The organism is Amycolatopsis saalfeldensis, assembly GCF_900110575.1.
GTDB lineage: Bacteria > Actinomycetota > Actinomycetes > Mycobacteriales > Pseudonocardiaceae > Amycolatopsis > Amycolatopsis saalfeldensis.
The window spans coordinates 39,024-65,475 of the sequence record NZ_FOEF01000006.1; the positions used below are offsets into that span (position 1 = coordinate 39,024).

At 71.6% G+C, this 26,452-nt stretch carries 25 protein-coding genes and 1 pseudogene; 18 read left to right on the top strand and 8 right to left on the bottom strand.

The features are described 5' to 3' along the window. Nucleotides 1-98: 98 nt before the first annotated feature. The 6 genes from BMY97_RS15645 to eccD are packed head-to-tail and all read left to right on the top strand — an operon-like array spanning nt 99 to nt 5,529. Nucleotides 99-887: a WXG100 family type VII secretion target gene (locus tag BMY97_RS15645; RefSeq protein WP_177231364.1), complete on the top strand. Its 789-nt coding sequence runs from the start codon at nt 99-101 to the stop codon at nt 885-887. A gap of 31 nt (nt 888-918) precedes the next feature. Further along, entirely contained in the window at nt 919-1,956 is a 1,038-nt protein-coding gene (locus BMY97_RS15650; protein WP_091617576.1) for a WXG100 family type VII secretion target, read from the top strand. 3 nt (nt 1,957-1,959) lie between these two features. Further along, entirely contained in the window at nt 1,960-3,315 is a 1,356-nt protein-coding gene (locus BMY97_RS15655; RefSeq protein ID WP_091617577.1) for a WXG100 family type VII secretion target, read from the top strand. A gap of 5 nt (nt 3,316-3,320) precedes the next feature. Continuing rightward, a complete protein-coding gene (locus BMY97_RS15660; RefSeq protein ID WP_091617901.1) occupies nt 3,321-3,830 on the top strand; it encodes a hypothetical protein in 510 nt (169 codons plus the stop codon). Beyond that, entirely contained in the window at nt 3,827-4,150 is a 324-nt protein-coding gene (locus tag BMY97_RS15665; RefSeq protein ID WP_091617578.1) for a YbaB/EbfC family nucleoid-associated protein, read from the top strand. Before BMY97_RS15660 ends, BMY97_RS15665 begins: the two co-directional genes overlap by 4 nt. Then, nucleotides 4,147-5,529, top strand: a complete 1,383-nt coding sequence (gene eccD, locus BMY97_RS15670; protein ID WP_091617579.1) for a type VII secretion integral membrane protein EccD — start codon at nt 4,147-4,149, stop codon at nt 5,527-5,529. Before BMY97_RS15665 ends, eccD begins: the two co-directional genes overlap by 4 nt. Before the next feature lie 462 nt (nt 5,530-5,991). On the opposite strand, the gene BMY97_RS15675 is transcribed toward eccD, so the two are convergent. Continuing rightward, entirely contained in the window at nt 5,992-7,149 is a 1,158-nt protein-coding gene (locus BMY97_RS15675) for a type VII secretion protein EccE (RefSeq protein ID WP_091617580.1), read from the bottom strand. 831 nt (nt 7,150-7,980) lie between these two features. On the opposite strand from BMY97_RS15675, the gene eccB reads away from it, so the two are divergent. Genes eccB through BMY97_RS15695 form a run of 3 tightly spaced genes read left to right on the top strand, consistent with a single transcriptional unit; the run spans nt 7,981 to nt 10,754 of the window. Next, nucleotides 7,981-9,402 (top strand): type VII secretion protein EccB, encoded by a 1,422-nt coding sequence (eccB, locus tag BMY97_RS15685; RefSeq protein WP_091617582.1) that lies wholly within the window; start codon nt 7,981-7,983, stop codon nt 9,400-9,402. 13 nt (nt 9,403-9,415) lie between these two features. Next, complete coding sequence (locus tag BMY97_RS15690) at nt 9,416-10,099, top strand: response regulator transcription factor (protein WP_091617583.1); 684 nt, start codon at nt 9,416-9,418, stop codon at nt 10,097-10,099. Between the two features lies 1 nt (nt 10,100). Then, complete coding sequence (locus tag BMY97_RS15695; protein ID WP_091617584.1) at nt 10,101-10,754, top strand: response regulator; 654 nt, start codon at nt 10,101-10,103, stop codon at nt 10,752-10,754. Here the strand turns inward: BMY97_RS15695 and BMY97_RS15700 are convergent. Then, nucleotides 10,751-11,716 carry a helix-turn-helix transcriptional regulator gene (locus BMY97_RS15700; protein WP_091617585.1) on the bottom strand — a complete coding sequence of 322 codons (966 nt, stop codon included), beginning with the start codon at nt 11,714-11,716 and terminating at the stop codon, nt 10,751-10,753. The genes BMY97_RS15695 and BMY97_RS15700 overlap by 4 nt on opposite strands. A 62-nt stretch (nt 11,717-11,778) precedes the next feature. Here BMY97_RS15700 and BMY97_RS15705 point away from each other — a divergent pair, with 62 nt between their 5' ends. Both BMY97_RS15705 and BMY97_RS45960 read left to right on the top strand, forming a co-directional pair. After that, nucleotides 11,779-12,534: an SDR family NAD(P)-dependent oxidoreductase gene (locus BMY97_RS15705; RefSeq protein WP_245787332.1), complete on the top strand. Its 756-nt coding sequence runs from the start codon at nt 11,779-11,781 to the stop codon at nt 12,532-12,534. A gap of 498 nt (nt 12,535-13,032) precedes the next feature. Then, nucleotides 13,033-14,238, top strand: a complete 1,206-nt coding sequence (locus BMY97_RS45960) for a hypothetical protein (RefSeq protein ID WP_143086204.1) — start codon at nt 13,033-13,035, stop codon at nt 14,236-14,238. A 353-nt stretch (nt 14,239-14,591) separates the two neighbouring features. Here BMY97_RS45960 and BMY97_RS15710 read toward each other — a convergent pair whose 3' ends face one another. Next, nucleotides 14,592-15,386, bottom strand: coding sequence for a carbon-nitrogen hydrolase family protein (locus BMY97_RS15710; protein ID WP_091617902.1), 795 nt, complete (start codon nt 15,384-15,386; stop codon nt 14,592-14,594). An 84-nt stretch (nt 15,387-15,470) separates the two neighbouring features. On the opposite strand from BMY97_RS15710, the gene hisD reads away from it, so the two are divergent. The 3 genes from hisD to hisB are packed head-to-tail and all read left to right on the top strand — an operon-like array spanning nt 15,471 to nt 18,498. Then, a complete protein-coding gene (gene hisD / locus BMY97_RS15715; protein ID WP_091617903.1) occupies nt 15,471-16,796 on the top strand; it encodes a histidinol dehydrogenase in 1,326 nt (441 codons plus the stop codon). After that, nucleotides 16,793-17,902, top strand: a complete 1,110-nt coding sequence (locus BMY97_RS15720; RefSeq protein WP_091617587.1) for a histidinol-phosphate transaminase — start codon at nt 16,793-16,795, stop codon at nt 17,900-17,902. Before hisD ends, BMY97_RS15720 begins: the two co-directional genes overlap by 4 nt. Next, complete coding sequence (gene hisB, locus BMY97_RS15725) at nt 17,899-18,498, top strand: imidazoleglycerol-phosphate dehydratase HisB (protein WP_091617588.1); 600 nt, start codon at nt 17,899-17,901, stop codon at nt 18,496-18,498. Before BMY97_RS15720 ends, hisB begins: the two co-directional genes overlap by 4 nt. Nucleotides 18,499-18,705: 207 nt before the next feature. Here the strand turns inward: hisB and BMY97_RS15730 are convergent, their stop codons facing one another. Continuing rightward, entirely contained in the window at nt 18,706-19,443 is a 738-nt protein-coding gene (locus BMY97_RS15730; RefSeq protein WP_091617589.1) for an MBL fold metallo-hydrolase, read from the bottom strand. 17 nt (nt 19,444-19,460) lie between these two features. Between BMY97_RS15730 and BMY97_RS47045 the strand changes: the two genes are divergently transcribed. Beyond that, entirely contained in the window at nt 19,461-19,619 is a 159-nt protein-coding gene (locus tag BMY97_RS47045) for a hypothetical protein (RefSeq protein WP_177231365.1), read from the top strand. A gap of 73 nt (nt 19,620-19,692) precedes the next feature. On the opposite strand, the gene BMY97_RS15735 is transcribed toward BMY97_RS47045, so the two are convergent. Next, nucleotides 19,693-21,876, bottom strand: coding sequence for an MMPL family transporter (locus BMY97_RS15735; RefSeq protein ID WP_091617590.1), 2,184 nt, complete (start codon nt 21,874-21,876; stop codon nt 19,693-19,695). Between the two features lie 210 nt (nt 21,877-22,086). On the opposite strand from BMY97_RS15735, the gene BMY97_RS15740 reads away from it, so the two are divergent. Beyond that, nucleotides 22,087-22,656, top strand: coding sequence for a TetR/AcrR family transcriptional regulator (locus BMY97_RS15740; protein WP_091617591.1), 570 nt, complete (start codon nt 22,087-22,089; stop codon nt 22,654-22,656). A 128-nt stretch (nt 22,657-22,784) separates the two neighbouring features. On the opposite strand, the pseudogene BMY97_RS15745 reads toward BMY97_RS15740, so the two are convergent. Then, nucleotides 22,785-23,090 (bottom strand): annotated as a pseudogene (locus BMY97_RS15745) (RNA 2'-phosphotransferase); the annotation flags it as partial. 69 nt (nt 23,091-23,159) lie between these two features. Next, entirely contained in the window at nt 23,160-23,621 is a 462-nt protein-coding gene (gene soxR / locus BMY97_RS15750; RefSeq protein ID WP_091617592.1) for a redox-sensitive transcriptional activator SoxR, read from the bottom strand. A gap of 53 nt (nt 23,622-23,674) precedes the next feature. Between soxR and BMY97_RS15755 the strand changes: the two genes are divergently transcribed. Continuing rightward, nucleotides 23,675-24,367: a thiamine pyrophosphate-dependent enzyme gene (locus BMY97_RS15755; RefSeq protein WP_091617593.1), complete on the top strand. Its 693-nt coding sequence runs from the start codon at nt 23,675-23,677 to the stop codon at nt 24,365-24,367. Nucleotides 24,368-24,372: 5 nt separating this feature from the next. Next, nucleotides 24,373-25,260, top strand: a complete 888-nt coding sequence (locus BMY97_RS15760) for a transketolase family protein (RefSeq protein ID WP_091617594.1) — start codon at nt 24,373-24,375, stop codon at nt 25,258-25,260. A 6-nt stretch (nt 25,261-25,266) separates the two neighbouring features. On the opposite strand, the gene BMY97_RS15765 is transcribed toward BMY97_RS15760, so the two are convergent. Next, on the bottom strand, nt 25,267-26,439 hold the full coding sequence (locus BMY97_RS15765; protein ID WP_091617595.1) for an acyl-CoA dehydrogenase family protein: 1,173 nt from the start codon (nt 26,437-26,439) through the stop codon (nt 25,267-25,269). Nucleotides 26,440-26,452 lie beyond the last annotated feature (13 nt).

Genomic DNA, 26,452 nt, shown 5'->3' on the forward strand with positions numbered 1-26,452 from the left:
GTGGGTACTTTTGCCGTCCGCCCGCCCCCGGGCGCGAACTTACCCTCGTCCGAGTCGCCCTCACGGGGGATGCACCGAACGCGTCAGGAAGGAGAGCCGTGGTCACGACCGGCGAGTACCGGGCTGAGCCCGAGGCGATGCGCTCGGCCGTCGGCAACGTCGGCGGCATCATCGCCCACGGCATCAACGCGGTCTCCGACCTGGAGAAGCTGGTCGTGCAGCCGGCGTCGTTCGCCACGTTCGGCAGCGCGGTCGCCGCGGCCGGCTCGGCGCTGCATTCGAGCCAGGTCACGGCCGTGCGCAACCTGCTGCAGCTGCTCCAGCAGATCAACGGGCTGGTCAAGAGCAGCGCCGACGCCTACCAGGCGGCGGACCAGGCCGTGGCCGGCGGTTACGGCGGCCACGACGGGAACGCCGCGAGCCCGGCCCCCGCCACGTCGTCGATCTGGGGCACCCCGCACGCCGGGGAGCTGGCCACGCTCGCGATCAACGACAGCGCCGGGGCGCACGGTGAGCCCGGCTCGGTCGGCAACGTGCTGCGCTACCTCGGCGACGCGAACCTCGGCCGGCTCGGCGACCACCCGATCACCGACACCCGCTTCCAGGGCGTCTCCGACTTCAACGACTGGCTCGCCGGCGACGCCGGAAACCAGGCCCGCGTGGGCCTCATCGAGGTCTACGCCGGCACTGCCCGCACCTTCGGCGACGTGCCCGGCGGCGTCCACTCGGGCGACGTCGTGGTGGTGGAGCCGCTGCTGGCCGCCGGCTCGAGCCCGGTGATCGGCGTGGCCGGCGACGCCGGCGCCCTCTACAACCACGGCCTCGTCGACCCCGGTCTGCAGGGCCTGGCCAAGGTCAGCGTGTACCGGCCAGCGGCCGTCGTCTGATGACCCCCGATTCCCCACCAAGGTAGGTGCGATGCTGACTTTCCCGAACTCCAGCGCGATGGACGCCACCGCGTCCTCGGGCGGCCCGATCACCGTGCTGCCGCAGATCGTCACCGGCCAGCCGGAGCAGATCGCGAAGCACGTGCTGGACCTGCTGCACAAGGCGACCGAGTTCACCTCGCTCTACACGGAGCTGACGAAGGCCGCGGACGCGCTCGGCAAGACCTGGTCCGGCGCCGCGTCGGAATCGGCGCTGAAGAAGATCACCGACTCGCTCTCACAGCTGACCAAGATCATCGGCGTGGTGCAGAAGGGCGCCGAGCTGCTGGGCGTCTCCGGCACGCTGATCAAGACCGCGCAGGAGGCTTACCGCGCGGTGGTTTCCGCGGTGAACCCGACCGTCGCCTCGCTGATGTCGAACTGGTGGACTTACGGCGCCGCGGTGGCGCTTTCGACGGCGACGAGCGCTTCGCTGCGCGCGTTCATCACCTCGATCGGCGCGCTGCTCAAGGCGCTCGGCGCGGTCGACCTGGCGAACCAGATCACGCAGGTGGCGCAGATCATCGGCGAGATCGAGAAGCTGTTCCACGGTGGGGACGCGGGCTCCGCGACCGCCGCCGGGGCTGCGGGCAACTCGACGGTTTCCGGCACCCCGGTGACCGCGCCGATCACGCCCCCGCCGGTGGCCAGCGCTTCGGGACAGCAGGCGATCGGCGGCACGGGCGTGACCGCGGGTGGAACCGGTGGTGGCAATGGGGTTCCGGCCGGTCAGCCGTCATTCACGGACTACACGCCGCCCGCGCTGGGGACTGCGAACGGCAGCCCGCTGGACCCGTCGAACAGCTGGATCGCGGTCGACCCGTCCACGACCACACCGACTGCGCCCACCGCACCGACCGCACCGATGGCCCCCGCGGGGGCGAACGAGGTGGTCATCCACACCGACCTGTCCACCGGCCAGTCGACCGTCGAGGCGCCCTCGGGCCAGGACCTCGACATCAACCTGGACCTGACCTACAACGGCCAGCACTTCCAGCAGCACGTGGACATCGACGCGAAGGGCGCCTAGGCCGTGGCCGCCGTCGACGCCTCCGGTGTGGTCAGCTCGGTGCTGTCGAGCTATCGGCAGGTGCTGGTGGAGTACCAGCGCCGGGTCACGGGCGACCCGGCGGCGCTGAACGCCGCGTCGCAGCGGTGCGGCACCCAGGCCTCGACGGTCGCCGGCAAGGCGACCGAGATTTCCCAGTCGGCGAAGGAACTTCACACCGATTGGGACGGAGACGCCTACACCGCATATGCCACCGCAGCGGAGAAGCTGGCCGAAGACCTCAACGAGCACGCCACGAAACTGGCCGACCAGGCCAAAAGACTGGCCTCGGCGGCGCAGCTCCTGCAATCGGCGCGCGCCGCCGTGGACTCGGTGCTCGCGCAGTTCGACCAGTACGGCGCTCAGCTGACCAGCCAGGCCAAGTCCGCCGACGCGAACGCGGTGGGCGCGTTTATCTCCGCGGCGCGCCAGCTCGGCGAACAGGCGGTGGCCGCTGCGAGGCAGGTCTGTGACGAGCTGTCCGAGGCGCTCGCGCAGCTGTTCCCGGCCGAGGGCGTCGGACGGCTGGAGCACGAGCTGGGCAAGTGGGGCACCGGCGCGCTGCACTGGCTCAACGGCGAGCCGCTCGACGGCCGCAAACGCCCGCGCACCGTGCCGTCCTGGTTCGGCAACTCCGGCTGGAAGAAGCTCACCGCGGACGGCCTCGAGGGCACGCGCGCGCCGAAGAAGGCGAACACCCCCTTCGGCCAGCCCGAGCCTGAGGGGCTGAAGGACAAGCTCGCCAAGAGCACCGAGATCACCTACGCGAAGACGCAGCACGAGCAGGACGGACTCGACCCGGAGTACGACGGGAAGATCACTTCGCAGGGTTGGGACGCGAAGGCGTCCGGGCACGCGGAACTCGCGGCGCTGCACGGTGAGGTGCAAGGAAAGCAGGAGTGGGGCGTCGCGGAGGCCAGTGCGAAGGGCACGGCGTTCGCGGGCGGCGAGGTGTCCGGCTCGGCGCAGCTCGGGGCGCACGGCCTCGGCGTGCACGGCGACGTGTTCGTCGGCGGCAAGGTCGAGGGCGAGGTGGCGGCCGACGTCGCCGGTGTCGGTGTCGGCGCGAACGGCACGCTGCAGTACGGCCTCGGCGCGCAGCTCGACGGGCAGGCCGTGTACGACGCCGGGCACATCAAGGTGAACTTCAAGGCCGGGGTCGCGCTCGGCCTCGGCGCGGGCGTGGGCGCGAAGATCGACATCGACCTGCCGAAGCTGGGCCACACCATCACCGAGTACGGCGGCGCGGCCGTCGACGCGGTCGGCTCCACCGCGAGCCAGGCGGCCGACGCCGTCGGCCACGCTTGGGACGACGCCGCCAACTACGTGGGCTCGTGGTGAGCGGCATGGCCCCGGACACGGTTTCGCTCCCGCTGGGCTTCGACGTCCCCGAGGGGTGGACGCCGCTCGCACCGGCGGAGGCGGGCGCGCCGGGGGTGGTGTTCGTTGCCGTGCACCGCGAGCCGGGCGCGGACTTCACCCCGAACATCACACTCGGCGTGCGGCAACGGCCCGATGCGGCGCCGATGGCCGAAATCGCCGAAGAGGCGGTCGAACGGCTCGGCCGCACCATGGCGCTGCTCGACGTGATCAGCCGCCACGAGATCGGCGACGCCACCGCGCCCGGCGTGACGCAGGTGCTGCGGATGCGCACCGGCGAGGGCCAGGACCTGGTGCAGACCCAGGTCCACCTGAGCGTGCCCGGTCCCGACGGGCCGGTGGACCGCGTGGTGCTGGAACTCGTCTTCACCGCCGAGCCCGAGGCCGCGCAGCAGCTGACCCCCGACTTCCGGCAGTTCGTCGCCAGCGTGCGCCTGCGCCGGAAAAACCCCGCAGGAGAAGGAGAACCGTCGTGACCGACCCCTATGCCGTGCCGGACATGGACGAGCTGCTGGCGCAGGTCCGCCGGCAGACCGACGAGGTCCAGCGCCTCCAGCGCTCGGTGGAGGCGATGGAGGTCAAAGCGGCCTCGCGGCAGAACGAGGTCAACGTCGTGCTGCGCGGCGACGGCCGGTTCACCTCGATCGACATCGACCCGCGCGCGATCCGCGAGTACGACGCCCGCAACCTCTCGGAGATCGTGCTGGAGGCCGTGAACGCGGGCCTGCGGAAGCTGGCCGAGGCGAGCAGCGCGAAGTTCGCCCCGGTGATCGAGGCGTCCAGGTCCGTGCAGTGAGCGCGCCCGCCGCGCTGGCCGGCTCGACCCGGCGCGTGACGATCGTGACCCCGCGGGCCCGGGTGGACGTCGCGCTGCCGCAGCAGAGCACGTTCGCGGAGCTGGTGCCGCAGCTGGTGCGGCTGGCCGGCGCGTCCGGCCAGGCCGCGGCCGAGCACCCGGGCTGGGTGCTGTCCCGGCTCGGCGGCGCGCCGCTCGCACTCGGCCTCACCGTGGCCGCCGCGCAGGTGCGCGACGGCGAAGTGCTGCACCTGACCCCGCGGGAGCGCCCGCGGGGTCCGCTGCTGTTCGATGACGTGGTGGACTCGATCGCCAGCGTCGGGGAGTCCGCGTCGAACGCGTGGGGCCCGCGGATCGCGCGCCGGTCCGGGATCGCCGCGGCCGTGGTGCTGCTGCTCGGCGGCGGGCTGCTGGTGCAGTCCGCCACCTCGGGCAGCGCGCTCGCGCCGATCAGCACCGGGCTGCTCGCGGTGGTGCTGCTGCTCGCCGGGGGCGCGCTGAGCCGGGCGTACGGCGATTCGGGCGCGGGCTCGGCCGGCGCGCTGGCGGGCGTCGGCGTGGCACTGCTCGCCGGGATGTCGATCCTGCCGCCGCACCCGCTGTTCTCGCTCTCGGCCGGGCCACTTGCGGCGGGATTGGCCGCGGTGACCGTTTACGGGGTGCTGGCCGCGGTGTCGGTCGCCGACCGGCTGCCGTGGTTCGTCGCGGTGACGGTCTCGGCGGGGTTCGGCGCGATCACCACGGGTGTGGTGCTGCTGGCCGGGGTGAAGCCGGTCGCGGCGGCCGCGGTCGCCGCCGTGGTGGCGACCGCGCTGGCCGCGGTCGCGCCGATGCTCGCGCTGCGCCTCGGCCGGCTGCCGCTGCCGCGGGTACCGGACGACATGGAATCCTTCCGCGCCAACGAACAGCCCTCGTTCGGCGAGGACATGGTCGGCCGGACCACGCACGCGCAAGCGTTGCTGACCGGGCTGCTGGTGGCGCTCGGCCTGGTGGTGCTGGCGTCGGCGATCACGCTCGCGGCGGCGGGCGGGCCGTGGGAGGCCGGGCTCGCGGGGCTGCTGGGCATCGGGTGGGTCCAGCGCTCGCGCTCCTACGCCGGGCGCACGCAACGCCTGGTGCTGGCGGGTTTCGGCGTTGTGATCCTGCTTACGGCCGGGGGCTGGCTCCTCGCGGACGGCAACCGCCTGGCCATTTTCGTGGCCGGCCTGGTGTTCGTGCTCGCGGCGGTGGTCTGCCTGACCTACGCGACGCGGGTGGCCCGCGGGGTGCGCTCGCCGTACTGGTCCCGGCTCCTGGACGTCTCGGAGTTCTTGGTGCTGCTGGCTTTGGTGCCGTTCGTGGCGATGATCGCCGGGGTCTACGAGGCGGTGCGCGGCTGATCGTCCCGCGAGGGTGAGCAACCCGTCAGTTGCGCCGACGGAGGCGCCGGCCGGCTCGCCCTCCCGTTCGGTGCGGTACAGGTCCACGTCGTCCCGCTCCAGCAACGCGGTCGGGAAGACTTCGCCGCGCCGGTGGATCGGCTCGGACCGCGTCTGGCGTGTCTACTGTGGACGCTGCTGCGGTGCGCGCCATCACCGGCAGCTCGGCTTCAGGCCGAGCACGGACAGGTCGACGGTGCCGTACGCGTCTTGGACGACGACCTTCGCCGCGTTCTCGGCCAGCTTGGTCAGCTCGGCGATATCTTCGGCGTCGGGCGTCGATCCGCATGCCGCTGTTCAGAAGGCGGCCGCGTTGGCCACGGCCACGTCGAGCGGTGCCTGATCTCTACGCTCGACCCTTAGCGGCGGGTGGCTGGCTCAGAAGTGCCGATTCGTGCGGGTTCCAGTGGGCCGATCCGGGGATCAGGTCAGCGCGAGCGGCAGCGTCCGGCGTACCGCCGCGCCGTGCGCCCCGTGCAGCGGAACCGCCGAAACCCCTTGCGGCGCGGGCACTTCCTCGCCTGGACGAGCGCCGACGCGGATGGTCACGTCGGTGCGCTCGCGGCCGCCGGGCGTGCGGCGGAGCGTGGCCGACGTCGCGGTGAACGCGGCGCCGGGCACCGCCAGCCCGAGCGTGCGGGTGAGGTCGCGCGCCGAGCGGGGCGCGTAACAGGCTTGGGTGACGCCGCCCCAGGACCAGGACTTCCAGCCGTCGCCGTCACCGTCTTGCGGCTGCTGCGCGGCCTGGACGCCGAGTGCCACCCGCAGCTCCGTCGTCAGCTCGGCGGCTTCGAGCACAGTGGACGGGTAGCCCGCCTCGGCGAGGGCGACCATCAGGCTGAGCGCGGCGCTCGCGGTGCTGCGCAACGCGCCCAGCTGGCCGCCGCCGCGGGCGAGCGCGGCGATCGGCGCGTCTTGCGGGCGGTAGCGCACGGCGAGCCAGCGCACCCGGTAGACGTGGGGACCGCGCGGGACCGTCCAGGTCAGCAGCTGCACGGCGGCGAGGGGGATGTCCGTGCCGTGGAAGGCGGTGCGCAGAATCGCGACCAGCGCCTCGATCGACGGCTCGGCCGCGCCGGGGGTGAGCCGGACGATCGCACACCAGTCGCCGTCCACCTCGGCGACGCCGAAGCGGTTGCCGGCGCGGTCCACGTGCTGACGCACCAGCACGGTCCCGGCGACGCGATGCAGCGGGTCGGGACCGTCGCGGCGGCTGTCGTGGCGCCGCAGCCGGTAACCGAGCCAGGTCCACGCCCACGCGCCGAAGTGCCGGCCGGCGAACCGGATCGACGTCGCGAGCAAAAGCGCCCCGGCCACCGCGGCAACGCCGATCCGGACCGGCTGCGCGACCCCGGGCTGGGTGTAGACCAGCAGCACGCCGATCGCGAGAACCTCCCACAACGCGACCTGCAACGGCCGGACCGGCAGCAACCACGGCAACGCGCCCGCCCCGGCCCGTGCGCGCGACGACGACCGCGCGGCCCCGGCGGCTTCCCCCTGCCCGCCACGGATTTGCCCGGCGCGCGGCACCCCGCCACCGGGGGCGGACGCAGCGTGGCCGGGCCCAATCGGGCCGGGCATGGTTGGGCCGGGTCCTGCTGGGCCGGACCTTGCTGCGCTGGGTCCTGCTGGGCCGGACATGGTTGGGCTGGGTCCGGCTGCGTCGGACATTGCTGCGGTGGGGCTTGCTGGGCTGGCCGTGGTCGAGCCGGGTCGGGCTGAGCTGGACATGGCTGCGCCGAGGTCTGCTGGGCTGGGCATGGCCGAGCCGGTTCCGGTCGCGCCGGACATGGCCGCGCCGGGTTCGGTTGACCCGGCCATGGCCGAGCCGGTTCCTGCGGGACTGGGCATGGCTGCTCCGGACATGGCCGAGCCGAGGTCTGCTGGGCTGGCCATGGTTGGGCCGGGTCCGGTTGGCCCGGCCATGGTTCGGCTGGGTCCGGTTGCGCCGGACAATGCTGCGCCGGGGTTTGCCGGGCTCGGCATAGTCGAGCCGGGCCCGGTTGAGTCGGCCATGGCCGAGCCGAGGTCTGCCGGGCTGGGCATGGTCGAGCCGGGTCCGGTTGCGCTGGCCATGGCCGCGCCGGGTCCCGCTGCGCCGGGCACAGCCGGGCCGGGTCCTGCCGGGCTGGGCATGGTCGAGCCGGGCCCGGTTGCGCCGGACCCAGCCGACCCGGATCCAGCCGCCCCGGACATGGCCGAGCCGGAGCCGGTCGGGCCAGACCCCGCTGGGCCAGGCAGTGCTGAGACGGACACGGGCTCCCCTTCCCCGGGCACCCACCCTGGCCCGGCCCCGTGACGCTAGCGCCCCACACACCCGCGTGTGGGCGTAAAAATTACCCTCGTCGCCGGGTCCGGCGGCTCCTAGCCTCCTGCGTGGACCAGTGCGCGCGAACAGGGGGCCGGAACAGCGTGTGGACGCAGCGGGACCAGATCCAGGCGTACCAGTTCCTGCGCCGCCGGCTTGTTTCCGCGCTGGTCGCGGCCGACGCCAATCATCCCACCTCACCCAGTCGGCGGCTGGTGCTCGGCACGGTGCTGGGGCTGGCCGTCGCGATTCTGGTGACCGCGGTGTTCGGCGTGATCGGGCTGCTGAATCCCTCCGGCGGCAAGGACTGGCTCGCGGGCGGGCGCGTGATCGTCGAGGACGGCACCGGTGCGCGGTTCGTGCTCGGCGCGGACGGCGCCGTGCACCCGGTGCTCAACTACGCCTCCGCCCGGTTGCTCGCGGGCGGCAACGGCGACTCGACCGTCTCCGTGTCCTCGGCGAATCTCGGCACCGCGCCACGCGGCACGCAGATCGGCATTCCCGGCGCCCCCGACTCGCTGCCCGCGGCGGCCGCGCTCACCACCGCGCCGTGGAGCAGTTGCAGCCGTACCACGCAGGACGCGCCCGCTTCGGCCGAGCCGCTGGTGGCCGTGCTCGTCGGCGCTCCGCAGAACGGGGTCGAGCTGCCGCGTGACTCCGGCGTGATCGTCCGGCTGCCCCCAGGCGACCGTTATCTCGTGGCGGGCGGGCGGCGGTACAAGCTCAGCGACGAGGCCGCGGCCGCGCTGCAGTTCGACAGCTACCCGACGATCGCCGTCTCGTCCCGGTGGATCGACACCGTGCCGGCGGGCCGCGACCTCGGCGCGATTCCGGTGGCGGGCGCCGGCGACACCGGCCCGCGGGTCGGCGCGACGCCCACGCGCGTCGGCGAAGTCCTCGCGGTCGTCGACGCGATGGCCGGGCCGGGTGCGGCGAATTCCTATTACCTGGTGCAAAAGGCCGGCCTCCAGCCGATCGGCCAGACCGAGGCGAGCCTGCTGGTGACCACTTCCGCCAACGAAGCCGCGTACGACGGCCGCCCCGCCCCGGTCCCGACCCGGGCCGCGGACGTCGCCTCGGTCGCGAAGGTCGCCGAGCCGCGCGCGGGGGGCGCGGACCCCGCCGCCTATCCCGACCGGATCCCCGGCAAGGCGCCGATCACCGGCAACTCCGTGACGCTGTGCGCGCAGGGCGGGCGGATCTTCGTCTCCGCGGACCTCCCGCTGCCCGCCGGCGGCCGCGCGCTGCCGGTGACCAGCCGCGGCGACGCCCGGGTCGCCGACCAGGTCTTCGTGCCGCCGTCCGGGGGCGCCGTGGTCACCGACGCCGGTTCCGGCACGACCTACCTGGTTACGGACATGGGCCGGAAATATCCGGTCGCGAGCGCCCCGGCGCTGGCGTCGCTCGGTTACGGTTCCGTGGCCGGGTCACCGCTTCCGAGCGGGCTGCTGGCACTGGTGCCGACGGGCCCCGCACTGGACCCGGCCGCGGCCGGGCAGCCGGTCCCGCCGGGTGGAACGGGGTGACGGGTCGGTGCGGATGACTGAAGAACTGCCGGGCGAAGCGGTGCCCGGCACGGGCCGGATCCGGGTGGCCGTCATCGAGGACCACCCGCTGTACCGCCGATCGGTGGAACGCGTCCTCGAGGAGTCGCCGGACGTCGAGCTGGGCGCGGTGGTCGACTCGGTCGCCCGCTTCCACGTGGAACGCCAGCCCGCGGGCAGCGTCGTGCTGCTGGACCTGGGGCTGCCCGGGGTCGCGGGCGCGGCGGCCGTGCTGGAGGTGTGCGAGCTCGGGCACCACGTGCTCGTGGTCTCGGCGCAGGCGGAGTCGGACCAGGTGCTGGGCGCGATCGCGGCCGGTGCCAAGGGTTTCCTGTCCAAGGACGTGGACGTCGACGAGCTGCTGATCGCCATCCGCGCGGTAGCCGAGGGCGGCGCGTACGTCTCCGCCGTGGTCGCCGGGATGATCATCAAGGACAACACCGAGCGCCCGGTGCCGCGGCCGGAGACGGAGCTTTCGCCGCGCGAGGAGCAGGTGCTGCGGCTGGTCGCGGCCGGCGAGCGCGACATCGACATCGCCCGGATCCTCGGCATCGGCGTGCGCACCGTGCGCGGCTATCTCGACCGGATCCGGGACAAGACGGGGGAGCGGCGCCGTCCGGGGCTGGTGAAGGAGGCCATCCGCCGTGGCCTCGTGGGCAGCCCGGGAAGGAAGCCGTGACGTGACGGTCGAAGACGGCCAGGAGCAGCCGCCGCGGATCAACGTCGGCGTGATCGAGGACCACCCGCTCTACCGCGACGCGGTGGCGCGGGTGCTGAACGACGCGCCGGACATCGAGCTGGGCGCGGTGGCGGACTCCGTCGCGCGCTTCGCCGTGCAGGAGCAGCCGCCCGGCAGCGTCGTGGTGCTGGACCTCAAGCTGCGCGGGGTGCAGGACGCGGCGGCGGTGCTGGAAGTCGGGCAGATGGGGCACAAGGTGCTCGTGGTGTCCGCGCACGCGGAACAGCCGGAGGTGCTCGGCGCGATGCAGGCGGGCGCCAAGGGCTTCCTGTCCAAGGACGTCGACGGCGACGAGCTGCTGCGCGCGATCCGCACCATCGCCGAGGACAACGCGTACGTCTCGCCCACGCTGGCCGGGATGATCATCCAGGACAGCGAAGACCGGCACGCGGGCCCGAAGATCGAGCTGTCGGAACGCGAGCGGCAGGTGCTGCGCCTGGTCGCGGCGGGCGAGCGCGACGTCGACGTGGCGGAGATCCTGAACATCAGCGTCCGCACGGTCCGCTCGTACCTGGACCGCATCCGCGACAAGACGGGGGAGCGGCGCCGGGCGGGGTTCGTCCGGGTGGCCATCCGGGAAGGGCTGCTGCGCTAGCGTGCGTCGGCGCTTTCGGCGAGCCGCCGGGCCAGTGCGTGCACGTGGTCACGCAGGGCGTCCGGCCGCTCGATGACAAACGGGTGATCCAGGCGCGCGAGCACGCCGGGGATCCAGTCCAGCCGTTCGGCCCGCAGCCGGACCCGCACCCAGCCGTCGTCCGGAAGTCCTTCCACCGTGGCGATTCCGGCGGGAAACCGGGCCGCGACGTGCTCCGCCGTGCCCTGGACGCGCAGCGAAACCTCGTGCCGGTAGGGCACCTCGGCGAGCCCGGACAGCACCCGCTCGCCCGGGTCGAACCCGCTGGGCACCTCGAACTCGCCCGGTTGCACGGTCGCGTCCTCGATCCGGTCCAGCCGGAAGGTGCGCACCTCGCCGCTGTCCGAATCCGCGCCCGTCACGTACCAGCGGCCGGAGTGGGCGACGATCCCGTACGGGTGCACGGTGCGCTCGCTGCGCCGTCCACCCCAAGCGGTGTAAGCGAAAGCGACCGGACGGCGGGACCGCGCCGCTTCCGCGAGCGTGAGCAGCACGTCCGTCCCGGGGCTCGCCGCGGCGCGGGCCGGACGGGTGAACTCGGCGGTGGCCAGCAGCGCGTCCAGCCGCCGCCCGATCGCCTCGGGCAGCACCCGCCGCACCTTCGCGGTGGCGCTCTCCACCGCGGTCACGGACGCGGGCACCAGCCCGTCCCGTCGCGCGACGACGAGCCCGAGCAGCACGGCCAGCGCCTCGTCGTCGGTGAGCATCAGCGGCGGCATCCGGAAGCCGGGCGCGAGGCGGTAACCGCCGTACCGCCCGCGCACCGTGCGGACCGGCACGTCCAGGTCGATCAGGTGACCGGCGTAGCGCCGGACGGTGCGCTCGTCCACGCCGAGCCGCCCGGCCAGCTCGGCGACGGTGCGGGTGCCGCCGGACTGGAGGATCTCCAGCAGCGCCAGCACGCGGGCGGTCGGTCGGGTCATGGCGGAAGTCTGGCACGGATACCGGGCGGATCCTGTCCGGTATCGGTTCTAGCGTGGTCGGTATGACCACTATTGCGAAAATGACCGGTGCCACCGCGCTCGTCACCGGCGCCACGAGCGGAATCGGCCGGGCGGTGGCCGTCGCGCTCGCCGCCCGCGGCGCCCAAGTGATCGTCACCGGCCGGGACGCGGCGCGCGGCGACGAGGTCGTCACGGCGATCCGCGAGTCCGGCGGAAAGGCCGACTTCCTCGCGGGCGACCTCGCCGGCGCCGGCGCCGTGCGGGCCTTGGCGCGCCAGGCCGTCGAACTCGGTGGCGGGCACGTCGACGTGCTGGTCAACAATGCCGGCGTCTTCGGCGGAGGCCCCACCGCGGACATCACCGCCGAAGAGATCGACGCCGTGTACGCGGTGAATGTCCGGGCGCCGTTCCTCCTGGTCGCCGAGCTCGCCCCCGCGATGGCCGCGCGCGGTCGGGGGGCGATCGTCAACGTGCTGACCATGGCCGCCCGGTTCGGGATCGCCGGGATGGCGCTCAACGGCTCCGGCAAGGCGGCGCTGGAACTGCTGACCAAGTCGTGGGCGGCGGAGTTCGGCCCCAGCGGCGTGCGGGTCAACGCGGTCAGCCCCGGGCCCACCCGCACCGAGGGCACCGCGCTGTTCGGCGAGGGCCTCGACCAGCTCGCCGCCCTCGCGCCCGCCGGCCGGACCGCGGCCCCCGAGGAGATCGCCGCCGCCGTCACCTACCTCGCGAGCGAGGACGCGTCCTTCGTGCACGGCGCGATCCTCGACGTCGACGGCGGCCGCAACGCCACCTGAGACCCCCGGCGCTGTCGGCGGAGCCTGGCCCGCAGCGCCCCAATGTGGCGTTGGTGACCCATGTTTTGTTGACCCGCTGTCAACCTCAGGGCGGACGACGACAAGGCTACTGCTGGTCAGGGCGGGCGGGCGGGCGGTCGTTCGTTCGTTCGTTCTTGACTCCTACAGCCGCCTGTCGAAGGTCCAGGTCTTGGCGTGTCGGCGGCCGTTGGATCGGGCGGGTGCAGGCGTGGATATGCAGTCAAGCACTCCATGCGGCGTAACACTCCGACCACGTGCAGCGACTATGTCGGAACAAGAGATTCGCCTGTGCCGTCGACGGGGGCCTGAGTGCACGATGTTCATGTTCTCCATTCGCATATAACAGTCAACTCCCAGGATTTCTGGGCGGCAGTTTCGGGCATAGCCGTATCAGGCGCAGGGAGAGCGTTGCTCTCATATGCCAGCGAGGAACTCAGCCGAGTTGCGGGGTTCCCTATTTCTCGCCCTGAGGTGGACATGCCGGTGCCTTCGTCTCGACGAGCAAATGCGCCGGACCCACAAGTAGAAGTATTTGCACTTGAAGGGAATTTGTTCTGTGCAATGACATATCCGTCGGCACTTCTCAACTATATCGGCGCGCGACGGATCCGCCTTGCTCCAGGCATTATGCGAGGGTTTCCCGAAGGAGGTGTGCTAATAGCCGGCGTAACAGCTATCGAAAATTCTGCGAAAGCTGAAGTTGAGAGGTTTGCCAGCTTGTTTGAAGGCGCTATAAAGGCGTCGATGGATGGGCGTAGATCTCGCCATATAGACTTTTCGTGGGAGTCAATGGATCTATTTTCGTCACGCCGGGGAAATCTTGTCACGAAAATAGAGGCGGAAGACTCTGGTTTTAAGTTCACTACTCCTGAATTTGATCAGGCTAAAGTCGGTTACGCTGAGCTATTTTCTCGAAGGTCGGTCCGCGAACTGATCAGAGAGTTAAGTGAATCGGGCTTTGCCAGAGAGCAGGAACTTCTATCCAAGAGGGGGGCCAAGCATGACGAATTTCAAAAAGCCATCGACGACATTAGACGTACGGAGTTGTTATCGACAGAGTACCTGCTACAGTGTCGAAAAACGTCATCGCAACTGTTGAAGACATCTCGAAAGGACGATATATCTTCAGGGAATGGGATAGACTTACGGTGCGCCTCGTGTAATCGACCATTTTCAGATGAATTGATCGCAGAGGGTTACAGTCTCAATAAGATCGGGAAGGAGATGCTGAATGGCAGTCACTGGATGACTGTATGGGTGAGCAATCTTCTGGTGAAACTCGGCGTTCCCTTATCCTCCACCTACTGGAATATTGAGGAGTCTAGCGAGGAGGTCGATATCGTCGCTGACTATATAGACCGCGTCTGGATATTTGAATTGAAGGATCGCGACTTCGGGGCAGGCGACGCCTATCCGTTCAACTACCGGAAAGCGCGCTATAGTGCGGACAAGGCGGTAATTGTGACAACTGGCAAGGTCTCCGCCGACGCCCGGCGTGTGTTCAGTGAGCTAGGTGGCCCGACTGGTCCGATCATCATCGAAGGCTTGGAGCATGCAGAGAACATTTTGAAATACGAGTTCGAGCGTGCCAGCCTCGTCCAGGAAAGACGGCTTCTATCGCTACTTGCCGCAGTTTCCGGGTACGAATTCTCGGCTATGTTGCCTCAAGTTTCAGAAGGATAGTGACGTATTATGCGCCGCCGAGTTGTGCGGTCGGCCGCGAATGCACAGCGGAGCGGACGACACGTGACTGGTCTGGCGCGTCTCTCGCAAGGTCAGCCGAACAGCCGATTTGGCCAGCGGGCCGGGTTTCAGGCAACCCGTCCCACCCGGCCGAACTAAGGTTTCCGCAGGTAGAACCCATGTTGACCGGCTTCGTCAATGGGACGAGTTTAGCGGCCCTTCTGCCCCATGCGCGACAGGTCCGTCGCTGACAGCGCAGGTCACGAGTAGACAAATAGTAGTCTGATCGCCTTGGGTGCGTTGAACGCACCGAACGCCACATTGGGGCGCAAACCAGCCAGAGGCACAAGGAGCTAGAGCCGCCGGTTGGCCAGCGCGCCCGTGGCGGCCCTGGCCTTCACCGCGACGGCCGGGTCGAGGTCGAGCACCACGCTTTCCGGCGCGGCCCCGAGCTGGGCGACGACGCGGCCGAAGCCGTCGGCGACCGTCGACCAGCCGATGCCGGTGGGGGCCTTCGGGTTGACCTCGGTGCCGGTGGCCGCCGGGTCGGCTTGGCCGCAGGCCGCGACCCAGCAGCCGGAGTCGAGCGCGCGGGCGCGGACGAGCACCTCCCACTGGTCGCGCTTGCCCTCGCCCGCGCCCCAGGACGCCGGGACCAGCACCACGTCCGCGCCGTCGTCCGCGAGGCGGCGGAACAGCTCCGGGAAGCGCAGGTCGTAACAGGTCGCGACGCCGAACACGGTGCCGCCGGCCTCGAACGTCAGCGGCGCGGCACCCGGCGCGACGGTGTCGGACTCGGCGAAGCCGAACGCGTCGTACAGGTGGATCTTGTCGTAGCCGAGGTGGTGCCCGAGCCCGGTGACCAGCAGCGTGTTGCGCACGCGCCCGTCCTCGGCCGGGGTGAACATGCCCGCGACCACCAGTACCCCGTGCTCCGCCGCGATCGCCGAGACGGCCTGCGCCCACGGGCCGTCGAGCGGCTGCGCGACCGGGGCGAGCGGGCGGCCGAACCGCGCCATCGTCGCCTCCGGGAACACCACGGCGTGCGCGCCGCCGGTCGCCGCGGCCTCGACCCCGGAGCGAACCAGTTTCAGGTTGGCCTCCGGATCGTCGCCCGAAGTGAGCTGGCACAACCCGATCCGCGGCACGGCGGCCTCCTCGTTTTCCCCGGCAGTGGTCACCACCGAGTATCCCTGCCGGAACTGTCGGGGCCACCTCGTACCCTGGTGACCATGTTGAACCGCACCGACCTGCGAGGGCAGGTCCCGACCGCCGCCGAACTGCGTGCCGCGCTGCCACGCGCCGAATACGACGTGGACGCGGCGCTGCATCACGTGCGGCCGGTGGTCGAGGCGGTGCGCGATCGCGGTGTGGCGGCCGTCCTCGAGTACACCGAGCAGTTCGACAAGGTCCGGCCCGCCACCGTGCGCGTGCCGGCCGCCGAGCCGGCCAAGGCGCTCGAAGAGCTCGACCCCGAGGTGCGCGCCGCGCTGGAGGAGTCGATCAAGCGCGCCCGCAAGGTGCACTCCGACCAGCGCCGCCACGACGTGACCACGAAGGTCGTCGAGGGCGGCACGGTCACCGAGCGCTGGGTGCCGGTCGACCGCGTCGGGCTGTACGCTCCGGGCGGGCTGGCCGTGTACCCGTCCACGGTGGTGATGAACGTGGTCCCGGCGCAGCTCGCGGGCGTCCGCTCGCTGGTGCTGTGCTCGCCCCCGCAGGCGGCCTTCGGCGGCCTGCCGCACCCGACGATCCTGGCCGCCGCCGCGCTGCTGGGCGTCGACGAGGTCTGGGCCGTGGGCGGCGCGCAGGCCGTCGCGCTGGCCGCGTACGGCGGCACGGACACCGACGGCGCCGAGCTCGCGCCGGTCGACATCGTCACCGGGCCCGGCAACATCTACCTCACCGCGGCGAAGCGCCTCGTCCGCGGCGTGATCGGCATCGACTCCGAGGCCGGGCCCACCGAGATCGCCATCCTCGCGGACGAGACGGCCGACCCGGCGCACGTCGCGGCCGACCTGATCAGCCAGGCGGAGCACGACCCGCTGGCGGCCAGCGTGCTCGTCACCACGTCGGAGGAGCTGGCCGACGCCGTCGAGAAGGAGCTGGCCGGCCGCGTCGCCGCCACCAAGCACGCCGAGCGGGTGGGCGAGGCGCTCGGCGGCAGGCAGTCCGGCGTCATCCTGGTGTCCACTGTGGACGACGGATTGCGGGTGGTCGACGCGTACGCCGCCGAGCACCTGGAGATCCAGACGGCGGACGCGCGGGAGGTCGCCGCGCGGGTGCGCAACGCGGGAGCGGTTTTCGTCGGGGCGTACGCGCCGGTTTCGCTCGGCGACTACTGCGCCGGCTCCAACCACGTGCTGCCCACCGGCGGGTTCGCCCGGCACTCCTCGGGCCTGTCCGTGCAGAGCTTCCTCAAGGGCATCCACGTCGTGGACTACACGGAAGAGGCGCTGCGCGAGGTCGCCGGCCGCGTGGTCGCGCTGGCCAACGCCGAAGACCTGCCCGCGCACGGTGAAGCCGTCACCGCGCGGTTCGAGGGGGAGGCCCGATGACCGACGCGATCTCCGGGGCCGAAGTCACGCTCGAGGCCTTGCCGCTGCGGGAAGACCTGCGTGGCAAGACCCCGTACGGCGCGCCGCAGCTCGACGTGCCCGTCCGGCTCAACACCAACGAGAACCCGTATCCGCCGCCGGACGAGCTGGTGGCCGACGTCGCCGAGGCCGTGCGCGCCGAGGCCGCTTCGCTGCACCGCTACCCGGACCGCGACGCGGTGGCGCTGCGCACGGACCTGGCCGACTACCTCACCGTGTCCACGCGGGTGGTGCTGGGTGAGGCGAACGTCTGGGCGGCCAACGGGTCCAACGAGATCCTGCAGCAGATCCTGCAGGCGTTCGGCGGGCCGGGCCGCAGCGCGCTCGGCTTCGAGCCGTCGTACTCGATGCACCCGATCATCGCCTCCGGCACCCGCACCGACTGGGTGCCGGTGCCGCGCCGGCCCGACTTCTCGCTGGACGCGGAGCGGGCGGCGGAGCTGGTGCGCGAGCGGCGGCCGGACATCGTGTTCGTGACCAGCCCGAACAACCCGACCGGCGGTTCGATCCCGCTGGCCGGGCTGCGCGCGGTGCTGGACGCCGCGCCGCGCATCGTCGTGGTGGACGAGGCGTACGCGGAGTTCTCCTCGCAGCCGAGCGCGGTCGAGCTGATCTCGGAGTACCCGGCGAAGCTGATCGTCTCGCGCACGATGAGCAAGGCGTTCGCCTTCGCCGGCGGCCGCCTGGGCTACCTCGCGGCCGCCCCGGCGATCGTCGACGCACTGCAGCTCGTGCGGCTGCCGTACCACCTGTCGAAGCTCACGCAGGCGGCCGCGCGCGCCGCGCTGCGTCACGCCGATGCGACGCTGGCCACCGTGCACAAGCTGGCTGCGGAGCGTGACCGCGTGGTGGAGTCGTTGCTGGGCCTCGGTTTCACGCCGGTGCCGAGCGACGCGAATTTCGTCCTCTTCGGACAGTTCGCGGACGCCCCGGCGAGCTGGAAGTCCTATGCAGACCACGGCGTGCTGATCCGGGACGTCGGCATCGAAGGCCACCTGCGGGTCAGCATCGGCACCCCGGAAGAAAACGACGCCTTCCTCGAGGCCAGTAAGGAAGTACCGCGATGAGCCGCGTTGGCAAGGTGGAGCGAACCACCAAGGAATCGTCGATCCTGGTCCAGCTGGACCTCGACGGCACGGGCCAGGTCGAGATCGCCACCGGCGTGCCGTTCTACGACCACATGCTCACCGCGTTCGGCGTGCACGGCTCGCTGGACCTCAAGGTGGAGGCGACCGGCGACGTCCACATCGACGCCCACCACACCGTCGAGGACACCGCGATCGTGCTCGGCCAGGCGATCCGCCAGGCCCTCGGCGACAAGAGCGGCATCCGCCGGTTCGGCGACGCCTGGATCCCGATGGACGAGACCCTGGCCCACGCCGCGATCGACGTCTCGGGCCGCCCGTACTGCGTGCACGTGGGCGAGCCGGAGCAGTTCAACGCCTTCACCATCGGCGGCAACTACCCGTTTGTGCTGACCCGGCACGTGTTCGACTCGCTGTCGTTCCACGCGCAGCTGGCCTTGCACGTCCGCGTGATCCACGGCCGCGACCCCCACCACATCGCGGAGGCGCAGTACAAGGCCGTCGCCAGGGCCCTGCGCGCCGCCACCGAGCCGGACCCCCGCGCGGGCGGCATCCCGTCGACCAAGGGCGTGCTCTAGGTGTGATGTCCGGGGACGTTGTCCCGGGTCGAGGCAGTGACGGCCGGTCGTGCCTTCGTGCCCCACCCTGACCCCACGAACCCGACTGCGGCGGCTGGCGCTACGTCGGCAAACAGCGAGGCGACAAGAACAAGTCGGTGACCGTCCACACCGTCATCGACGACCACTCCCCGCGCGGCCGCCTGGTTCAACCTCCCGGACATCACATCAGACGCCGAATACCGCGCGTGGCGCCGCGTACGCCACCGGGCCGGGGAAGTGCTCCGCGGCCTGGGTCACGGCGTCGCGTGCGGTGATGGTGTGGCCCACGTGCGTGAGCAGGAGCCGGGCCGCGCCGGTGGCCGCGCGGCCTGCTTCGGCGGGGGTGAGGTGCACGGCAGACGGCTCGTCACTGTCGGCTTCGCAGAGGAACAGGTCGGCGCCGTCGGCCAGTTTCGTGAGCGCGTCGCACGGCCCGGTGTCGCCGGAGTAGGCCAGTGTCCGGGTGCCGTCGGTCGCGCGGAGGCCGAACGCGGGGAAGCCGTGGGCCACGGCCACCGACGTCAGCTCGAGGTCGCCGACCCGCGCGCGGTGCCCGTCGTGCAGCTCATGCACGGCGAAGGCCTGCTCGATCGGCGCGCGCCCGGTGTTGCTGAGGAACGCCGAAAGCCGCGCGCCCGTGCCCGGCGGGCCGTAGAGCGGGATCGGCTTGCACGGCGGCAGGTCCGCGAACAGCAGCGCGTACACCGCCGGCAGCAGGTCCGCGACGTGATCGGCGTGCAGGTGGGAGATCCAGATCGCGTCCAGCCCGTCGGGGGCCGTGTGCTCCTGCAGCGCGGCGAGCGTGCCGGGGCCGGCGTCGAGCCAGATCTTCGTGGCCCCGTGTCTCAGCAGGTAGCCGGAGCAGGGATTGTCCGGGCGGGGGTACGGGGTCGCGCTGCCCAGTACCGTCACGGTGAAGGCCATATGGCACGCTAACCGGCGTGAGCAAAGAGGTCATCGCCGTCCTGCTGCTGGCCCTCGGCGGCTTCCTGATCGGCGGCGTCTACTCGACTTGGAAGACGGCGAAGTTCATCGCCGTCGTGCTGGGCGTGGCCGCCGTCCTCTCCGTCGGCGGCGCCATCGCCTGGCTGGCCGGCTGACCTCCCCGCGACGACCACAGCGGATGACGCCTTCCCCGCGCCGAGTGGGAAAAGCGCCATCCGCCGCGTGCCGTCAGGCGTGGGTCAGCTGGTGATCGTCGGGCGCGTCGAGCTGCTTGGCCAGGCCCTCGCCCTCCACGTCGACGTTCGGCAGGATCCGGTCGAGCCACCGCGGCAGCCACCAGGCGCCCCGGCCGAGCAGCGACATCACCGCCGGCACGATCGTCATCCGGACCACGAAGGCGTCCACCAGCACCCCGAAGGCGAGCGCGAACCCGATCGACTGGATCAGCGTCGACTCGGCCAGCACGAAGCCCGCGAACACGCTGATCATGATCAGCGCCGCCGCCACGACCACCCGCGCGCCGTGCCGGAAGCCGGTGACCACGGCCTCCTGCGGGTCGGCGCCGTGCACGTGCTCCTCGCGCATCCGCGTCACCAGGAACACCTGGTAGTCCATCGCGAGTCCGAACAGGACGCCGATCAGCAGGATCGGCAGCATGCTCATGATCGGCCCCGTCGACGCGACGCCGAGCAGGTCCGTCAGCCAGCCCCACTGGAACACCGCGACCACCGCGCCGAACGTCGCCGCCACGGAGCCGAGGAAGCCCAGCGTCGCCTTCAGCGGCACCACGACCGAGCGGAACACCAGCATCAGCAGGATGAACGCGAGCCCGACGATCAGCGCGAGGTAGGGCAGCATCGCGTCGGAGAGCTTCTGGGAGACGTCGATGTTCGCGGCGGTCTGGCCGGTCACGGCGAGGCTCGCGCCGGTCGTCTCGTGCAGCGGTCCGGACTGCGCCCGGATCGCCGCGACCAGGTCCTCGGTCTGCTTGCTGCTCGGCCCGCTCTTCGGGATCACGGTCAGCAGCGCGGTGTCACCGGAGGCGTTCACGTTCGGCGGGGTCACCCCGGCGACGTCCGGCAGGGTGGCGATCCCGGCGACGGCCTGCTTGAGCGCTTCGGGACTGCGGTTCGCGCCGGTGTCGATCACGACCAGCAGCGGGCCGTTCGCGCCCTCGCCGAAGCTCTTGCTGACCAGCTCGTAGGCCTTGTGCTGGGTCGACTCCGGCGCGGCGCTGCTGTCGTTCGGCAGGCCGAGCTGCATGCCCAGCGCGGGCAGCGCGACGACCACGAGGCCGGCCAGGGACGTGAGCAGCACGGGCACGCGGTGCCGGGCGACGAACCGGGCCCAGCGCTCGCCGTGGGTGGCGGTCTGCGCGGAAGGCTTGCGGCGCAAGCGGATCCGGCTGCCGAGCAGGCGAGGGCCGGCGAAGCCGAGCACGGCGGGCAGCAGCGTCAGCGCGATCAGCACGGCCACCGCGACGGTCGCCGCGGCGGCGATGCCCATCTGGCCGAGGAACGGGATGCCGACCACGGTCAGGCCGGCCAGCGCGATGATCACGGTCAGCCCGGCGAACACCACCGCGGACCCGGCGGTGCCGGCGGCGCGCCCGGCCGCCTCCTCGGGTTCTCGGCCGAGGCTCAGCTCGTGCCGGTAGCGCGACACGATGAACAGCGCGTAGTCGATGCCCACAGCGAGGCCGATCATCAGCGCGAGGATCGGGGTGTTGGAGTTCAGCTCCAGGAAGCCGGAGGCGAGCGTGATGCCCGCGAAGCCGATGCCGACGCCGATCAGCGCGGTGAGCAGCGGGATGCCCGCGGCCAGCAGTGACCCGAACGTGATGATCAGGACGACGGCCGCCACGGCGACGCCGAGGCCTTCGGTCGCGCCGGTCGCCGGCATGGCCTGCGCGGCGTCGCCGCCGAACTCGACCTCGTAACCGCTCTGTTTGACGCTGTTGCCGCTGTTCAGCAACGCCTGGCGGTCACTGTCGGTCAGCTCGAAGCCCTTGACCGTGTAGCTCGCCTGGGCGAGTGCGACCTTGCCGTCGGGCGAGACGGACTTGGCCTGGAACGGGTCGACCACGGACGCGACCTTCGGCGCGGCCTTGAGGTGCGAGACCACGGACTCGACGGCGGCCCGGCCCGCCGGATCGGTGACGGTGTGGCCCGGCGGCGCGGCGATCACCACCCGCGCGGTCGCGCCACCGGCCGAGGCCTGCGGAAACTTCTCCGCCAGCCGGTCGATGGCCTGCTGGGACTCCGTGCCCGGGATCGTCACCGAGTCGGACAGCTGGCCGGACAGGGTCAGCGCGCCGACGCCGAGGGCCACGAGCACGGCCGCCCATACGGCCGTGACGAGGGCTCGCCGCCGGAACGACAACCGGCCGAGCCGGTAGAGGAAAGTCGCCACGGGTGTTGTCTCCGTTTCGCCCGAATAGGGCCTTCGTCACTCGTACTGGTGAGTTCGAAGCTAGCCGATCGGCAAGGACGCTGCCAAGCCGATCGGCAAGTGTGTGACTAGCCGCACGGCAAGTGGTTTGCCAGCCGATCGGCTAGGCAACCCGTTTGCCGATCGGCAGGGGCGTGACGTAGGCTCCCTCCGCTTTGACGAGGAGGAACGATGACGACCGCCGTCCCGGCCGAAGACACGCGAACCCGGCTACTGGGCACCGCGCTGAGGCTGTTCGCCGAGCACGGCGTGGAGGGCACGTCGCTGCAGATGATCGCCGACGCGCTGGGCGTCACGAAGGCGGCGGTGTACTACCACTTCAAGACCAAGGCCGAGATCACCGAGGCGGTGGCCGAGCCCGGCATCCGCGAGCTGGACGTGCTGGTGGTCGAGGCCGCCAAGCAGCGCCGCCGCGGCGCTCAGATCGACCAGCTGCTCGACGGTTTCGTGGACCTCGTGGTGCGCCACCGCGTGCTGGTCGCGCTGTTCTCCAGCGACCCGGGCATCAACCGCGCGATCGAGAAGTCGGCCCACGGCATGGAGGGCTTCAAAAACGCCCTGATCGCCATCCTGGCCGGCCCGGACCCGGACGTCGCGGCCCGCGTGACCGCCATGGTCGCCCTCACCGGCGTCGCCATGGCCGGCGGCTCCCCGGACCTGGCCGAACTCGACGACGAAACGCTGCGCCGCGAGCTGATCGACGTCGGCCGCCGCCTGATGGGACGGCCGCGGCGCCACTGACCGCGCCCCGGACCGGATACCCGGAGCCGGGACCAGCCGGCCGCGGTGAGGAACTCCGGCGGGACCGACGCGGTGAGCCAGACAGAGTTGGCGCTCACCTGGAATTCGTGGCCCGCGGCGGCCATCGCGAGCGCGTCCACGCGCAGTACCAGCGGAGCGCCGTGGCGCGCGCCGACCGTGCGCGCGGTCTCCGCGGTGGCGGGCAGGTGCACGGCGTGGCGGCGCATCGGGCGGAGGCCCTCGGCGAAGATCGCCGCGGCGAAGCGCGTCGCCGTGCCGTGGTAGAGGACGTCCGGCGAGGTCGCTGTGGCCAGGCCGAGGTCCGCCGCCACGCTGTGGCCCTGGCTGGCGCGGATGCGCGAGCCGCTGTCGTCGAAGGCGAAGCGGCGTTTCGTGTTGTGGGCGACCACTTCCGTCAGCTCGTCGCGAGTCACCGGGATCCCGTGGCGGCTCCACCTCGGCCCAACCGGCCGGGCCGTGAACCATCCCCGCGCAAGGGAAACTCAGATGCCGCCCTCCGCGACCGGGCGGAGTTTGCTCGCGCCGGGGCCGAAGCGGGCCAGTTCGTCGTCCGCGTTGTACAGGCCGCAGCTGCGCAGCGACAGGCAGCCGCAGCCGACGCAGCCGGTGAGGCGGTCTCGGAGGCGTTGCAGCGCGTCGATGCGGGCGTCCAGTTCGTACTGCCACTCGCGGGACAGGCGGGCCCAATCGGCCTTCGTCGGCGCGTGGTCGTCGGGCAGGGTGGACAGGGCCTCGCTGATGTCCTCCAGCGAGAGGCCCACGCGTTGCGCGGCGCGGACGAACGCGATCCGCCGCAGCACCGAGCGCGGGTAACGGCGCTGGTTGCCCGCCGACCGCTCCGAGCTGATCAGCCCCTTCTCCTCGTAGAACCGCAGTGCCGTGTGCGGGACCCCGCTCCGCTCGGCCACCTGCCCGATGCTCAGATGCTCGGCCAACCTCGTCATTGGTCCAGGTTAGCGCTTGACCTAGAGATTGGTCGAGGTTGCATCGTGGGGGCATGACCACAACCGCTGTTTCGCCCGGTTACGCCGATTTGCCGCGGCTGATCGCGTTGATGACCGGGGACGACAAGCACACCGCCGCCGCGCAGTCCACAGTAGACGTCCTGTGGGTGCTCTACGACCGCGTGCTCGACCTGACGCCCGCGACCTTCCGCGAGCCGGGCCGCGACCGGTTCCTGCTCTCCAAGGGCCACGGCCCGATGGCGTACTACGCCGTGCTCACCGCCAAGGGCTTCCTCGACGAGGCGGAGCTGGCGGACTGGTCCACCGTCGGCTCCCGGCTGGGCCACCACCCCGACCGGCGGCGGGTGCCGGGCGTCGAGATCTCCAGCGGCTCGCTCGGGCACGGCCTGCCGATCGCCGTCGGCACCGCGCTCGGCGCCCGCGCCTGCGGGCACGCCGGGCGGGTGGTGACGCTGGTCGGCGACGCCGAGTTCGACGAGGGCTCCAACAGCGAGGCCGTCGTGCTGGCCGGGCGGCTCGGACTGGAGCAGCTCACCACCGTCGTCGTGGACAACCAGTCGTCTTCGCACGGCTGGCCCGGCGGCATCGCCCGGCGCTTCGAGGTGGAGGGCTGGGAGACGCGCACCGTCTCCGGCCGTGACCACGAAGCGCTCTACGAAGCGTTCACCGCCGCTCACCCCGGCCGGCCGCTCGCCGTGGTCGCCGTCGTGGAACCGAAGGGCTGAAAGACATGCCGAACATGCGTGAGACGTTCCTGAGCACGGCCGAGGAGATCGTCGACACCGACCCGGACGTCGCCGTGGTGCTCGCCGACATCTCCGCCGCCCAGCTGGCCGGCGCGGCGCGGCGGCACCCGGACAGGGTGCTGAACGTCGGGATCCGCGAGCAGCTGCTGGTCAGCACCGGCGCCGGCCTGGCGCTCGCCGGGCTGCGGCCGATCGTGCACACGTTCTCCGCGTTCCTGGTGGAGCGGGCGTTCGAGCAGATCAAGCTCGACCTTTCGCACCAGGACGCCGGCGCCGTGCTCGTGTCGTACGGCGCTTCCTACGACATGCCCGCGGAAGGCCGCACCCACCAGTCGCCGGGCGACGTCGCGCTGATGGATTCGCTGCCCGGCTGGACGATCCACGTGCCCGGGCACCCGGACGAGGCCCGCCGGCTGCTGCTCGACTCCGTGCCGGGCGACGGCCGGGTGTACCTCCGGCTTTCCGCGCAGGAGAACGCTTCGCCGTACTTCGGCGTCGGATTCCAGACGCTGCGCCAGGGTTCGCGCGGGGTGGTCGTCGCCGTGGGCCCCATGCTCGACCGCGTGCTCGCGGCGACCGAGGGCATGGACGTCACGGTGCTCTACGCCGCCACCATCCGTCCCTTCGACGCCGCCGGCCTGCGCGCCGCGGTCACGGACGCGGCGGACGTCGTCCTCGTCGAGCCGTACCTCGCGGGCACCTCGGCCCACTGCGTCGCCGAAGCGCTCGCCGACGTGCCGCACCGCCTGCTCGGCCTCGGCGTCCGCCGTGACATCGAGGTCCGCGGTTACGGCGAACTGGCCGACCACGATCTGGCCCACGGTCTGGACGCGGGCTCGATCGCCTTGTCCCTCAAGGACTTCCTGCGGTGACGCCGGTCAGCGGAACGCCGCGATCCCCGTCACCGCCTGGCCGAGCGACAGCGCGTGCATCTCCTCGGTGCCCTCGTAGGTCAGCACCGTTTCGAGGTTCGCCATGTGCCGCATCACCGGGTACTCCAGCGAAATCCCGTTCGCGCCGAGCATCGAGCGCGCGGTGCGGGCCACGTCGAGCGCGGAGCGCACGTTCGCCATCTTGCCGAAGCTCACCTGGCTGTGGGCCAGCGTGCCGGCGTCCTTCAGCCGGCCGATCTGCAGCGCGACGAGCCCGGCGCGGTTGACCTCCACGAGCAGGTCCGCGAGCTTGCGCTGGGTCAGCTGGAACGAGGCCAGCGGCTTGCCGAACTGCTCGCGCGCCAGCGTGTACTCCAGCGCGGCCTGGTAGCACGCGCGCGCCGCGCCGACCACGCCGAACAGGATCCCGTACCGCGCCTCGTTGAGACAGGACAACGGCCCGCGCAGGCCGCGGACCTCCGGGAAGGCCGCCGATTCCGGCAGCCGGACGCCGTCGAGCACCAGCTCCGCGGTCAGCGACGCGCGCAGGGAAAGCTTGTGCTTCACCTCGTTCGCGGTGAAGCCCGGGGTGGACGTCGGGACCACGAACCCGCGGACGCCCTCGTCGGTCTGCGCCCAGACGACCGCGACGTCGGCGACGGTCCCGTTGGTGATCCACATCTTCGTGCCGGTCAGCACCCAGTCGGAGCCGTCGCGCACGGCGCGGGTGCGCATGCTGCCGGGGTCGCTGCCCGCGTCCGGCTCGGTCAGGCCGAAGCAGCCCAGCGCGTCCCCGGCCGCCATCCGCGGCAGCCATTCCGCACGGTGGGCCTCGCTGCCCCAGCGGTGGATCGCGAACATCGCGAGCGAGCCCTGCACCGAGACGAAGCTGCGCAGCCCCGAGTCGACGGCCTCCAGCTCGCGGCACGCGATGCCGTACGCGATCGCGCTGGTGCCGGCGCAGCCGTAACCCTCGAGGTGCATGCCCAGCAGGCCCAGCTCGCCGAAGCCCTTCGCGAGTTCGCGCGCGGGCAGCGAGCCGGATTCGTACCACTCGGCGACATTGCCGGACAGCTGATCACGCGCGTAGGCGCGGACGGCGTCCCGGATGGCCCGGTCCTCCTCGGCGAGCCCGGCGTCGAGGTCGAGGAAATCGTGCGGATCCGGGGTGCTGCTCATCGGAGTTCTCCTA

Bases quoted from the DNA above. Each gene is read 5' to 3' on its own strand.
- BMY97_RS15650 (WP_091617576.1), top strand. From the start codon at position 919: ATGCTGACTTTCCCGAACTCCAGCGCGATGGACGCCACCGCGTCCTCG.
- BMY97_RS15660 (WP_091617901.1), top strand. From the start codon at position 3,321: ATGGCCCCGGACACGGTTTCGCTCCCGCTGGGCTTCGACGTCCCCGAG.
- BMY97_RS15675 (WP_091617580.1), bottom strand. From the start codon at position 7,149: ATGCCCGGCCCGATTGGGCCCGGCCACGCTGCGTCCGCCCCCGGTGGC.
- BMY97_RS15690 (WP_091617583.1), top strand. From the start codon at position 9,416: ATGACTGAAGAACTGCCGGGCGAAGCGGTGCCCGGCACGGGCCGGATC.
- BMY97_RS15700 (WP_091617585.1), bottom strand. From the start codon at position 11,716: ATGACCCGACCGACCGCCCGCGTGCTGGCGCTGCTGGAGATCCTCCAG.
- BMY97_RS15705 (WP_245787332.1), top strand. From the start codon at position 11,779: ATGACCACTATTGCGAAAATGACCGGTGCCACCGCGCTCGTCACCGGC.
- BMY97_RS45960 (WP_143086204.1), top strand. From the start codon at position 13,033: ATGCCGGTGCCTTCGTCTCGACGAGCAAATGCGCCGGACCCACAAGTA.
- hisD (WP_091617903.1), top strand. From the start codon at position 15,471: ATGTTGAACCGCACCGACCTGCGAGGGCAGGTCCCGACCGCCGCCGAA.
- BMY97_RS15720 (WP_091617587.1), top strand. From the start codon at position 16,793: ATGACCGACGCGATCTCCGGGGCCGAAGTCACGCTCGAGGCCTTGCCG.
- hisB (WP_091617588.1), top strand. From the start codon at position 17,899: ATGAGCCGCGTTGGCAAGGTGGAGCGAACCACCAAGGAATCGTCGATC.
- BMY97_RS15730 (WP_091617589.1), bottom strand. From the start codon at position 19,443: ATGGCCTTCACCGTGACGGTACTGGGCAGCGCGACCCCGTACCCCCGC.
- BMY97_RS15740 (WP_091617591.1), top strand. From the start codon at position 22,087: ATGACGACCGCCGTCCCGGCCGAAGACACGCGAACCCGGCTACTGGGC.
- soxR (WP_091617592.1), bottom strand. From the start codon at position 23,621: ATGACGAGGTTGGCCGAGCATCTGAGCATCGGGCAGGTGGCCGAGCGG.
- BMY97_RS15755 (WP_091617593.1), top strand. From the start codon at position 23,675: ATGACCACAACCGCTGTTTCGCCCGGTTACGCCGATTTGCCGCGGCTG.
- BMY97_RS15760 (WP_091617594.1), top strand. From the start codon at position 24,373: ATGCCGAACATGCGTGAGACGTTCCTGAGCACGGCCGAGGAGATCGTC.
- BMY97_RS15765 (WP_091617595.1), bottom strand. From the start codon at position 26,439: ATGAGCAGCACCCCGGATCCGCACGATTTCCTCGACCTCGACGCCGGG.